The organism is Hymenobacter plasmatis (assembly GCF_020711255.1).
Taxonomy (GTDB): domain Bacteria; phylum Bacteroidota; class Bacteroidia; order Cytophagales; family Hymenobacteraceae; genus Hymenobacter.
Map to the genome: position 1 here is coordinate 35933 of NZ_JAJFAW010000019.1, position 12921 is coordinate 48853.

General features: G+C 62.2%; 7 protein-coding genes. All 7 read right to left on the bottom strand.

The genetic code is table 11. The annotated features are described in order from the left end of the window. Positions 1-29 precede the first annotated feature (29 nt). Positions 30-2066 (bottom strand): alpha/beta hydrolase family protein, encoded by a 2037-nt coding sequence (locus LJ738_RS14250; RefSeq protein ID WP_227787094.1) that lies wholly within the window; start codon positions 2064-2066, stop codon positions 30-32. 285 nt (positions 2067-2351) lie between these two features. Beyond that, on the bottom strand, positions 2352-3713 hold the full coding sequence (locus tag LJ738_RS14255) for a POT family MFS transporter (protein WP_227787095.1): 1362 nt from the start codon (positions 3711-3713) through the stop codon (positions 2352-2354). A 17-nt stretch (positions 3714-3730) separates the two neighbouring features. Next, a complete protein-coding gene (locus LJ738_RS14260; RefSeq protein WP_227787096.1) occupies positions 3731-5065 on the bottom strand; it encodes an MGH1-like glycoside hydrolase domain-containing protein in 1335 nt (444 codons plus the stop codon). Between the two features lie 30 nt (positions 5066-5095). Next, positions 5096-6913, bottom strand: a complete 1818-nt coding sequence (locus LJ738_RS14265; RefSeq protein ID WP_227787097.1) for a DUF885 domain-containing protein — start codon at positions 6911-6913, stop codon at positions 5096-5098. Between the two features lie 189 nt (positions 6914-7102). Then, positions 7103-8881 carry a DUF885 domain-containing protein gene (locus tag LJ738_RS14270; protein WP_227787098.1) on the bottom strand — a complete coding sequence of 593 codons (1779 nt, stop codon included), beginning with the start codon at positions 8879-8881 and terminating at the stop codon, positions 7103-7105. 105 nt (positions 8882-8986) lie between these two features. Then, a complete protein-coding gene (locus tag LJ738_RS14275; protein ID WP_227787099.1) occupies positions 8987-10597 on the bottom strand; it encodes a serine hydrolase in 1611 nt (536 codons plus the stop codon). 124 nt (positions 10598-10721) lie between these two features. Beyond that, the gene (locus tag LJ738_RS14280) at positions 10722-12566 is read right to left on the bottom strand and encodes a DUF885 domain-containing protein (protein WP_227787100.1); all 1845 of its coding nucleotides are present in this window, start codon (positions 12564-12566) and stop codon (positions 10722-10724) included. Between the last annotated feature and the right edge of the window lie 355 nt (positions 12567-12921).

Sequence of the window (12921 nt, forward strand, 5' to 3'; positions counted from 1 at the left end):
AGATGCGTCTGAAAGGAAGTTGAGCTAAATTACTTGCCGGGCGCGGCCGTGGCGGCTTCCGGCTGCAGATACTGGTCGAGCCAGCCCACCCAGAGGCGGTTCCATTCCTGCAGGCGCACGGGGTCGGAGGGGGTGTGGGCGGCGATGGGGAAGGCCACAAAGCGCACGGGCACACCGTTGTCCTGCAGCGCGTGGTAGAGCTTGTAGGAGTTGGTGATGGGCACGCGAAAGTCGCCCACGTTGTGCAGAATGAGCGTGGGCGTGCGCCAGCGGCCTGCCCGCGAAAGTGGCGACTGTGTGCGGTACCGCGCCAGGTTTTCGGCGCTGCGCCAAGGCGAAGGACCGTAGTGCCCGGCGTTGGCGACGTTGTTGTCGCTCAGATTGTAGCTGTCCAGCAAATCGGTGACGGAAGCCGCGGCCACCGCGCAGCGCCAGCGCCGCGACTCGCCCATCAGCCACGTAGTCATAAACCCGCCGTAGGATGCGCCCGAAAGCGCAATGCGGGTGCTGTCGACCCAGCCGCGCTTTTCGAGCATGGCAATGCCAGCCAGCACGTCGCGCCCCGGCCCGGCGCCGGCATCTTCCCGAATGGCCCGCTGAAAGGCGTAGCCCAGGTTGTCGCTGCCCCGGTAGTTGGGCTGAAATACCACGTACCCGCGCGCCGCCACGGCCTGCCCCAACCCATAAAAGGCCAGTCGCGACGCATTGGAGGGGCCGCCGTGCATCAAGAGTACCAGCGGGTACTTTTTGGTGGCGTCAAAATCGGGCGGATAAGTCAGGATGCCGTTCGGGCGCAGGTTGTCCGAGTTCCATTCCACGGCTTCCATGCGGCCCAGGGGCATAGCGGCGGTTTCGTGGTTGAAATCGGTAAGGCGGCGCGGGGTGGAGGTGGGCGAAGCGAGGTAGTATAGCTCGGCTGGGCGGCCGGGCTCATTGGCTGTGATGGCCAGGGCATTGCGCCGGCCCACGGCCATTTCTACCCAATAGCTGCCGTTGGGCGATACGGGGCCCAGCTTCAGCTTGCGGCTGCTGCCATTCAGGCCTTGCTGCCAGATGGATACGCTGGCGCCGTCGTTGCCGCCCACAAACAGGCTCTTGCTATCGGGGCTCCACACGGCGCGCTGCAGGTTGCGGTCAAGGGCCCGGCCCAGGTGGCGCGGCTTGCCGCCGGCTGCCGGCACCACGTCAAAATCCAGGGACTCGAAAAATGGTGGCTCCCGCGGCGTCTGGTAGCTAATCCAGCGGCCATCGGGCGAGAAGGCGGGCAGGTCAACGCGGTGGGGCGAACCCGGCAGGGGGCGTACCGTGCCGGTGGCCACGTCCAGGGTGCACACGGTGGTTTCCTGGTCGCCGGTTTGGGCGCTGGGCCGGAGCACGCACACGAGGGTGCGGCCGTTGGGCGCCCAGGCAAATGGGGCTGAGGAGTCGTCGGGCAGACCACCGGGGCCGTTGGTCAGGCGTTGGGCTGGCTGGCTGCCGGCGGCGCTCACCAGCCAGAGGTGGTCGGGCGTGGGCGGGGCCGTGAGGGTCACGCTGCCGTTGCCTACTTCGAAGCTGTCGTTGCCGCGGGCCACTTCGGCGGCGTTGGTGGGCGCATCAGCAGAGGAGTAGGCGAGGGCCTTGCCGTCGGGGCTCCAGCTGTAGAGCTGCACGTTTTCGACTGCTGTCGTGAGCTGTACGGGCTCGCCGGTGGGCAGCGGCTGCACAAATAGCTGCGTGTGGGCGTCTTTGCCAGAGCCGGTGCGCGCCAGAAAGGCGACCCGGTCGCCGGTGGGGGACCACCGCGGCTGCTTCACGGTGGGGCGCCCGGCTACCAGCACGCGCTGCCGGCCGGTAGCTACGTCCACCAGCACTACCTCGGCGTCGTTGCGGTTGGTGGCGAAATTCGACCTCGACACCACGACCAGGATGCTTTTGCCATCGGGCGAGAGCTGTGGGTCACCCACGCCCACGGTTTTGGCGATGTCGGTTAATTCGAAGCGCTTTTGCCCCGTTGCATTCCCGGACAGCAGCAGGAGCAGACTCGCGGCCGGTGCCCAGCTCAACTTTGAAAACAAGGATTTCATTACAGGCATAGCGGAAACTCTGCGCTAAAGCTAAGGACCCACCCTCAAGTAACCTGGTATTTTGAAGGTAGGAGCGTAATCATTCAGTGTCTGAGGAGCAGAAGTAACCTGCCGCTTCGTTCTCGTCGTTATAAACCATCTGTCATGCAGAGCGCAGCGAAGCATCTTATCAGGTCAGAACCAATTGTTGGGCCGTGATAAGATGCTTCGCTGCGCTCTGCATGACAGACGATTGGGTATGCTGATGTCATGATTCGCTCAACATGGCCGTCATTGCCAAAAGCCTCATGCCGACGCCGCAACCCCGACGTAGGTTTTCTCACGCAGCCGCGAAGCCACAATTGCAAATAGCGTCACGTTCACGGCCATCAGCCCCACGAAAAACCAGTAGTAGTTCGCGCCCTGAAAGCTGGCAAAAAAGCCACCGCTGGCAATGCTGCTGTTCATGATGCCCAGGAAGAAATTGCCGCCCGCAATGGTGAGCAGCCACAGCGCCGTAGTCAGGCTTTTGATGACGAGCGGCGAGTGGGTGTAGGCGTATTCCAGGCCCGTAACGGCCACCATGAGCGTGCCGCCCGCCACCACGAAATACGCCAGCACCTGCCACCACACCGAGGGGCTGCCGCCGGCATCGAGGCTGTGCTGAATGCCGGCCACAATGGCCAGGGCCAGGGCAATAATGACCATGCCCGTGCCCATGCGCCGCAGCGGACTCATGCGCAGTCCCAGCCGCTCCAGTCCCGGATATACGCGGTAGGTAAGCAGCGGATTTAGCCCAATTCCAAACACGATGCCCAGTATCTGGAGCTGCTCGGGCAGGGGCGTGAAGCCGGGCCACAGCTCGCGGTTGAGGTGAGCCGCCTGCAGCACCCATTCGCTCACGCTTTGGTCGTAGAGCGCCCACACCACCGGGATGAATAGGAACACCACGCCCACCCGGCGCAGCGCCGCCCGGCCCTCGCCCGGCCCGAAGGTTTGGCGCAGGCCCTGCACCAGCCCGGTGGGCGGCACGCGCACGTAGCGCTTGCGCCCCAGCCAGAAGATGAGCGTGGCCGCGCCCATCAGCAAGCCGGGCACGCCGAAGGCAACGGCGGGACCATACCGGGCATATAGCTCCGGAATGAACGCCGTGGACAGCGCCGCGCCCACATCAATAGCCAGCTGAAACCAGCCGTAGGCCTTGGGCAGCAGGTGGGCGTTGTGGCGCGAAAACTGGTCGCCGAGGTTGGCCGTCACGCTGGATTTGATGCCGCCCATGCCAACCGCTATTACCAGCAGCCCCAACTGGAAACCGGTTAAATCGTTCGCAAACGCGGCCAGCAGGGCGTGGCCCACGCAGTAGAGCAGCGACAGATACAGAATAACGCGGTACTTGCCCACCACCCAGTCGGCCAGCAGGGCGCCCACCACCGGCAGCGCGTAGCCCAACGCCGCAAACGAGTGCACGAAGTCGTTGGCCCGGGCTTCGGCCACGGCCGTCAGGGCCGGGCTGTGGCTGGGGTTGAAAAATTGAGCCACCAGAAACGTGGGCAAAATGGCCCGCATGCCATAGTAGCTAAACCGCTCGGCCACCTCGTTGCCGATGATGAAGGGCACTGCTTTGGGAAAGCGGGCAGTTTCGGTGGGCAAAGCAGTAGAAGTGGGCATGCGGTGCGGGATTTAAGCTAGCGCAACGAATCGTAGAGCCGGGCCATGGCCAGCAGGGGGTTGTGGCCGAGGTAGTCGCGGCAGGGCACGTTGTATTTGCTGGTGGGCTTGCGCTGCAGAGTTTCGGGGTGGCCGCCCAGTGGGTGGTAAAACTCCCAGATGGTGCCGGTGCGGCGAAACTGCTTGGCGGAGTCGTCCAGGGCTTTCTCCAGGATGAGCCGGGCGGCGTCCCGCCGGCCGTAGTTCAGGCAGGCGCGGGCAGCCCAGTAGGCCATGCTGTTCCAGGCCGGGCCGCGCCACATGCGCAGCTCAAACTTGGGGTCGTGGCGGCCCACGGTGGCAACCGGGTGCTCGGTAAGAAATACCTTGGGGTTGGCCAGGTAGCTGTCGATGTAGCGGTTGGCCTGCTCGGGCGTGGCCGCGCCGCTCACCAGGGGCCACATGCTTTCGAAGGGCAGGTTGCGCAAAGCGGGATTCTGCACGGCCCAGCTGTCGTAGAACATGCCATCGGCGGGCACGTAGAGCCTGGTTTGGATATAGGTCCGCAGCTCGGCGGCGCGCTGGTTGTAGTAGCGGGCATCGAGGCCGAGCTGCCGGGCCCATTGCGCGGCAACGCGGTAGAGCGTGAACACGTGGCTGGTGGCGTCTACACAGGCCAGGGCGCCCTTGGCCACGTCATCAAACCGAATGCCTTCGTCAACCCCGCTTTCCCATTTTTTCAGCAGGATGTCGTTATAGAAAAAGCCGCCATTCGCGGCCCGTCGGTTGTTTTCAAACCAGGTAATCTGCCGCACCAGCGCGGTGTAGAAGCGGCCCACAATGGCGCTGTCGCCGGTCTGGCGCACGTAGTCCTGCACGGCCACCGGCCACAGCGGCGGGTGCCCCTGGGTGCTGTGGTTCCAGTACACCGAGTCGTGCCGGGCCAGCCCGCCGGGTATGTAGATGGAGCCTGGAATCAGCCCGGTGGGCTCCTGGTTCTTGATATCGTTCAGCAGTTGGTGCAGGGCGTGCTCGGGGTAGGAGGGCAGCACGTCGATGATTTCGTGCACCACGTCCCAGTGCCCGAAGGCGTTGCCGTACACGTAGCCCGGGCCGAGGTCCTCCCATTCGTAGTCGAAAGGCGGGGCGGCCGGGTGCGTGGCCCGCTGGTGCAGGGCCGCCACGTAGGCCAGCATGGGGCGCCAGGCGGGCTTGCCCACCCGGTTAGCCTCGGCCGTAAGCTCAGCCCAACTGCCGGCAGCGGCCGGGCGTGCCGCCGAAACCGGAGCGGACTGGACCTGGGCCCAGGCCTGCTTTGCAGTGCACAGGCCCAATACACAGCAAAACACGGCTGCTCGAAAAACCCTATTCATAGCGTGCATGCAAAACGAAGCGGAAGGTACTCACCTCTGCCGCGCGGCCCAAGCGTCCATCTTGCGCTCCAGCACCGCCAGAGGCATGCTTCCGCCAGCCAGGAGCTCGTCGTGAAAAGCGCGTAGGCTGAACCTGGGGCCCAGCTGCTTTTCGTAGCGGGCGCGCAATTCCAGCAGCTTGAGCTGGCCTACTTTGTAGCTCAAGGCTTGGCCGGGGTTGCCCATGTAGCGCTCAATCTCGGCGGTGGCCAGTTGTTCGCTAATGACTTCATTGTCGAGCATGTACTTGATGGCTTCCTCGCGGGTCATGCCCTTGGCGTGCAGGCCCACGTCCACCACCAGCCGGATGGCGCGGTGCATTTCGCCGCCCAACGAGCCGGCGTACTGGTAAGGGTCGGTGTAGAGGCCGAGCTCTTTGCCCAGCGACTCGCAGTACAATCCCCAGCCTTCGCTGAAGGCGCTATAGCCGCCAAAGCGGCGGAACTTGGGCAGGGCAGTGTTTTCCTGCTGCAGCGAAATCTGGTAGTGGTGCCCCGGAATGGCTTCGTGCAGAAACACGTCTTCCATGGGCGGCAGGGAGGTGATGTTGTACTGGGTGGCGTCGAGTATGGGCACGTAGAAAATGCCGGCCCGGGTGCCATCGGCCGACCCGCGGGAGTACTGGGCACTGGCCGATGCCGCCCGGTAGGCCTCGGTTTGGCGCACTTCGAAGGGCGTTTTGGGCGTGCGGCCGAACATCTTTTTGAGGTTGGGGAGCATCCGTTGGTGAATGGCCTCAAAGCCGTCGAGCACCTCCTGCGGCGTTTTATAAGGCCGGAACTTGGGCTCGTTTTTCATGTAAGCAAAGAAGGCGGGCAGGTCGCCCTGAAAGCCCACCTGGTTTTTCACGGCCTCCATTTCCGTGCGCAAGCGCTTCACCTCGCTCAGGCCGGTCTGGTAGATTTGTTCGGGCGTCTTGGCCGTCGTCGTGGCGGCCTGCACGGCGTATCGATAAGCGGCCGGGCCGCCGGGCAGGTCGGCAAAGCCGGAAGTGCTGCGGGCCTTGGGCAGGTACTCATTCTTCAGGAAGGCGCTTAGCTTTTGGTAAGCGGGCACCAGCTCGGTGACGATGGCCTGCTGGTACGCGCTGGTGAGGCGGGTTTTGTCGGCCTCAGAGAAGCTAGCGGGCAGCTTGGCGATGGGGCCGTAAAACACGCTTTTGGTTGGGTCCGTCACCACCATGGCGTCCAGCTGCGGAATCATTTTCACCACCAAGGCCTTGGGCAGCAGCACGCCCCGGGCCATGCCCTGGCGGAAGTTGCCCACTGCCGAGTCGGACCAGGCCGTGAAGGCGTGCACGCGACTCAGCCAATTGTCGTAGTCCTTGGCGGTTTTGAACGGTTGCGCGCCCGTGCCCGACCCGTATTGGGCCATGCCCTGCGGCAAGCCCCCCGCTTGGCCAAAGGGCATCATCCAGCGGATGTGCTGGAAGCCGGCCAAATTCGTTTCCATCTCGTACTTGAAGATGTCGTAGCTCACCTGGTCTTCGGCCGCGAGCTTGGCGCGGTCGAACTTTTGCAGCGAGGCGAGGTACTGCTGGTAAAACCGGTGTTGCTGCTGCCGGAAGGCGCGGGTCTGGTCGTTGGGCAGTTGGTCGTTGTAGCGGTAGTCGCCCTGGCTGGTGGCCCCCAGCGGAAACAGCCGGGCCTCCGCTTCCGAGTACGCTTCAAATAATGCCGCCAGGGGCGCCGAGGCGGCCGGCTTGTCAACTGTTGCGGCAGGCTTTGCCGAGGCTTTGCCTTTTTGCGCCAGTGCGGGGGCTGCCGTAGCAAGTAGTAAGCCAGCGGCCAAGGGTAGTAATATTCTCATTAATTGGTTGTTGGGTATTAGTTTGCCTTTGCGGGGATGTCTCTATTCGCCGCAGGCCCGGGTCCTGGAATTCGTAGCTGAGGCTGCATAGGCTGGAAATGGAATTTAATACTACAGCTGATGGCCCGCCTTTTCTAGTCAGTTCGATACTGGAGCTTCTCGTCCTTCAGATGCTTTCGCCCAAGCCGCTCAGCGCTTGGCCACGGTTGATTGCAACATCAACTCGCGGATGTATTTGACTGGCGCGTTGCCGTAGCTTAGAAACTGCTCGTTGAAAGATTTGATGGAAAAGGCCCGGCCTTGCTTCTTTTTCATCTCCTCCCGCAGGGCCATAATCTCGGTGTAGCCGGCGAAATAGCTGCTGAGCTGCACCTGACTGAGGGTAGCACGCCGCCACTTGTTGCGGGCTTCAGACTCTTCCTGGAAGCCCTCGCGCCGTAGCAAGGTTACCATGTCGGCTTCACTCATGTTGTCGACCTGAATGGCGTGGTCGATGATGCTGTTGAGCGTCACGCGCATGTTCCACTTGTCCCAGAGCAGCCACATTTCGTCGGAGTTGTTGCCGTAGCCGTTTTCCAGCATCATGCGCTCGGCGTACACAGCCCAGCCCTCCGCCATGGCGCCGTTGCTGAAGATGCTCTTTACCAGCGAAGGCGAGCGGTTGCCATATACTCGCTGGGTGTAGTGGCCGGGAATGGCTTCGTGGATATTCAGAATTTGCAGGGTGTAGGCGTTGTACTCGCGCAGGTAGCTTTCAGCCTGGGCCGCGGTCCACTCGGCCGGAATTGGCTCCACGTTGTAGTAAGTGTTGGCGCCTTTTTCATACGGCCCGGGAGCCGACACGCTAGCGCCCGCGCCGCTGCCGCGCATGTAGAGCGGCGTTTCGCGCACTATCAGCGGCTGGCGTGGGTCCTGAGTCAGCAGCTTGTGCTCGTTTACAAATGCTACGAGCGTGGGAATCTGGGCCCTCACCGCCGCCACGAAGCCGTCGCGCGTGGTGTGTTTGAGGGTGAGCTGGTCGATGACGGCTGCAATCAGGGCCAGCGAGTCGGCGGGTGCGGCCTTGCCGGGCAGGTATTTGGAATAGAGGCGGGCGGCGCGGTGGCCCATGTCGTGCAGCAGCTCGGCTTTGTGCTTCAGCGCCTGCTGGTACACTTGGTCGGCCGTGAACCGGGACTGGATATCGTAGGCAAATTTCTGGTCGTACAGTTTTTTGCCGATGCGGAAGGACCGGAATTTGCCAGCCGGCAGCACCTCGTTCTTCAGGAAATCCAGGTACCCTTGCATGGCCTGCCGGGTGGCAGCAATGCGGGCGGTGAAGGTCTGTTTTTCAGCGGCACTCAGTCCCGACTTCTGCACCGAATCGGCCAGGGCGGGGCCAAATACGGCCATGCCGCCCGCCACTTGTTGCAAGGCCAGCTCGGTGTGTTCCTTGGTGGGGGTGCTGATGTTGGCCCGGGCCGCGGCGTAGTATTCAGCCGCGTGGCTGATTTTATCGGATATGTTGCGCAGGCGCCGGTCCAGGCGGTAGTAGCGGCCATTGAGCAGGGGGCCAACGGTGGCGCCCAGATTATAAGTGGCGGGGTTCCACTGCCAGGCTTTCAAGGTGTCGGCGTACCAGCGGCGGGCGCGCAGCTCGTTGCGCAGCAGGCGTAAGTCTATCTGGTTGGCGGGCGAGAGGCGGGTGAGGTCAAACGTGCCCAGCGTGGCCAGGTTGGTTTGGGCAAACTTGGCACTCCGCTGCCGTTGGGCCGCGTCGGGAATCACCAGCAGCGAGTCGTATTTGTGGTAGCCTTTGGCGGCCGCAAGTTCCGGCTCCTGGCGCCACAGGGCCAGGAGGAACTGGGTTTTGTATGCGTCGAACCGGGCGTCGGGGGTAGGCGCGGGAGCCGCGGCAAGCCTAGCCGCCGGGAAGTAGCTGGCTGCTGTCAACGCCAGCGCGAGTACGGGAAGGGAGCGCAGTTTCATCGGTATAGGTTATGGATGGTAAGCCAGCCGTACCTCTAGAAAAGCAGGGCTTCTGGCCCAATATCAGGAGTAAGGCGGATTGTCTGGGCGCTTCATTCGCTGGCCTTAATTCACGGCAGCAGGCTCCGGTACGCGCTTCAGGTCCAGGTCGTGGAAGTCGTAGCTGAAATCGGTGAGACCGGAAATGGCTTTCATCTTGAGGCCCGTGGCCCGGCCCTGCTCATCAAGCGTAAAGGCGGCAAAGGCATCGGCGTTTAAGCTGCGGGCTTTCCAGCGCACCGCGTAGGTATTGCCACGGTAGGGCAGCACCTGGCCCACCAAGCGCGGCGCCCGCACTGCTTTCAACCAGAGCTGGTTGCCCTGCGTGTAGATGTTTACGTCGCCGAGCCACTCGTCGTGGTAGCGGCCCACGAAGGCTTTAAAATCCGGCCGCTTGCCCGCGGCTTTTTGGGCCGTGGCCACCTGCTTCCATACGGCATCGGTGGCTTTGGAGTCGCCGGACACGCTGTTCTTTGTCAGGTCCGCCATCAACTGCACGTTATCGAGCCCGGGCATGCCCAGGTAGTGGTCCTCGATGGTGTTGGAAATGGCCGTAAAGGCGGCACCGCTTTCCTGATTGGTGAGTACAATAATGCCCAAGTGCAACTCCGGCAACAGCGTCACCTTGGTCACCATCCCGACTTGGCCGCCAGTGTGCGATACTTCCTTATACCCGCGCACGTCGCGCAGGAACCAGCCCAGGCCATAGGCTGAAAAGTGCGTGTTGTAACTAAAAGCGGCGTACGCCGCCGGAAATGGGCGAACGGGTAGAATGGTTTGAGCCGACCACAACTCCCACTGGGTGGCCGGTTTCAGCAACGATGCCGGAGCGCCGGGACCACCCAGCAGCATCATGGCCCACTTGCTCAGGTCGTTCACGCTACTATACATGCCGCCACAAGCCCAGTCTACGGTGCCCAGACTGCGCCGCACTACTTGCACCCGGCCGTCTACCGGGCCATGACCGTCAATTACATTGGTGGGGTCGGGCAGGCGGGCAAAGCCAGCGGCGCTGCGGGTCATGCCCAGCGGTTTTAGAAAGCGGGCTTCCACAAAATCAGCCCAAGGCTTGCCCGATACCCGCGCTACTACTTCGCCGGCCACCAGGTACAGGTTGTTGTCGTAATCGTATTTGGTACGAAACGACGATACCGGCTTGAAATAGCGCAGGTTATGAATCACATCCTTGATGGTGAAATCCGTTGAGTCGGGGAAGAACATCAGGTCGCCGGCGCCCAGTCCCATGCCGCTGCGGTGGGTGAGCAAGTCGCGCACGGTGAATTCGGCAGTGACGTAGGGGTCGTACATCTTGAACTCGGGGATGTAGTCGGTCACCTTGTCGTCCCATTTCAATTTGTCTTCCTCCACCAGCAGCCCCAGAGCGGCAGCAGTGAAGGCCTTGGTGTTGGAAGCAATGCCGAACAGGGTGTTGGCGTCCATGGGCGCTTTGGTGGCTAGTGAGCTTACGCCGTAGCCCTTGGCCATGACGACCTGACCATCCTTCACCACGGCCACGGCGATGCCCGGCACGTCGAAGGCCTTGAGGGTGCGGGCCACCACGGCATCCACAGCCGCCACGTCGAGCGGGCCTACGGGAGTCGTAGAAACCGATTGTGCCTTGGCCGACAGGAACAATCCCGCGACCAAGGCACTACTGAGGAGAGCAATTCGAAGCATGTCGAAAATCTGAAAAGTTCGTTTAAAGAATTATCAAATCTCGGCCTTAATATTTAATTTATTGTTATATTTTGCTATATATTATTGAAATTAAACAAATAAAATAGCAAAAGACTGCGAAGCGCTACCGTTGGCGGGCGGCCCAGGCGTCCATCTTGCGCTCCAGCACGGCCAGCGGCATCGAGCCTCCGGCCAGCACCTCGTCGTGGAAGGCACGCAGGTCGAACTTCTTGCCCAACTGCTTTTCGTAGCGGGCGCGCAACTCGCGCAGCTTCAGGGCGCCGGTTTTGTAGGCCAGCGCCTGGCCCGGCATGGCCATGTAGCGCTCTATTTCGGCCGTAGCGCCCTGCTCCGAGATGGGCTCGTTGTCCATCATGTACTTGATGGCCTGCTCGCGGGTCATGCGCTTGGCGTGCATGCCCACATCGACCACCAGCCGGATGGCGCGGTGGATTTCATCGCCCAGCGCCCCGATTTTCTGATAAGGGTCGGTGTAGAGGCCCAGCTCGGGACCCAGGCTTTCGCAGTACAGCGCCCAGCCTTCGCTGAAGGCCGGGTAGGACGCAAAGCGCCGAAACTTGGGCAGCGTGGTGTTTTCCTGTTGCAGCGAGAGCTGGTAGTGGTGTCCTGGAATGGCCTCGTGCGCAAACAGCGACTCCATGCCCGAGGTGGTATTGAACTTGGTGGCGTCCAGAATGGGCACGTAGAAAATGCCCGGCCGCGAGCCGTCGGGCGTGCCGCGGTTGTACTCAGCCGAAGCCGTAGCGGCGCGGAAGGCTTCGGTCTGGCGAATCTCAAACGGCGACTTCGGCGCGTGCCCGAATAGCTTGGGCAGGTTGGGCGTAATCTTGGCCTGGATGGCGCGGAAGGCGTTTAGCACATCCTCCGGCGTCTTGTAGGGTGTGAATTTGGGGTCTGAGTTCAGGTAGGTGAAGAAAGCGGGCAGGTCGCCTTTGAAACCCACCTGGTTTTTCACGGCTTCCATCTCGGCCCGGATACGCTTCACTTCGCTCTGGCCGGTTTGGTAAATGGCCTCGGGCGTGCGGTCGGTGGTGGTCATCAGGCGCACGTCGTAGCGGTACATCTCGGCGCCGCCGGGTATGTCGGCCAGGCCGGTGCTGGTGCGGGCTTTCGGCAGGTATTCGGAATTGAGGAAGTCGGCCAGCTTGCGGTAGGTGGGCACCAGCTGCGTGAGAATGGCCTGCTGGTAGGCGGCGGTGAGGCGGGTTTTGTCGGCCTCCGAAAAGCTGGCCGGCATCCGCGTAATGGGCCCGTAAAACAGGCTCTTGGTGGCATCGGCCGTGACCTGGGCCTGCAGCTGCGGCACCATCTTCAGCACCAGCACGCGGGGCAGCACCACGCCTGCTTTCATGCCCTGCCGGAAGTTTCCGATGGCCGAATCGGCCCACACCGGAAACTGGCCCACGCGCGCCAGCCAGTCGTCGTAGTCTTTAACGGTTTTGAACGGCTGCGCGCCGGTGCCCGCCCCCAACTGCCCCAGTGTATTGGGCAGGCTGTAAAACTGGGCAAAGGGCATCATCCAGGTGTTCAGCTTCAGGCCCTCGAGCCGGGTATCCATCTCGTACTTGAAGATGTCGTAGCTCACCTGGTCTTCGGCCGCGAGCTTGGCGCGGTCAAACTTCTGCAGCGATGCGAGGTACTGCTGGTAAAACCGCTGCTGTTGCTGCCGGAAAGCCTGGGTCTGGTCGTTGGGCAGTTGGTCGTTGTAGCGGTAGTCGCCCTGGCTGGTGGCCCCCAGCGGAAACAGCTTGGCGCGGTCTTCCCAATAGGTGTCAAACAGGGCCGCCAGCGGCGCCGATGCCTTAGTTGAGCTGACCATTGCTGCGTGCAAGGTTGCTTTGGATTTGGGCGGGGTTTTGGTGGCCTTTTTAGTGGGCTGGCCCTGGGCGGTGGGCAGACCGGCCGGCAGGCAAAGCGCCGCCAGTAAGACAATAGAGGTTGTTTTCATTGAGAGTGCTAATGTGCGGGGCAAGCTACGGCTATTCCCGGAAATGGGGAAGGCGGTAGGAGGGGAGAACCGCACGCCGCGGGACCTCACCCCCGGCCCCTCTCCATAAGAGAGGGGAGCCGGATGATTCTCATCTGTCATTGCGAATGGAGCGCAGCGGCATGCGGCAATCCGTCCTCTCTGTGCGATTAACTCTGAGTTGTGACAAACCCTTTTAAAGCGACAAGCCCCGGTACTGCGCAGTACCGGGGCTTGTCACACTATTGGGCTGGTCGCTGAGAACAGGACGGATTGCTTCGTCCTGCGTCCTTGCAATGACAGGACCGCGCCGCCGTGGCTCCCCTCTCCTTGGGAG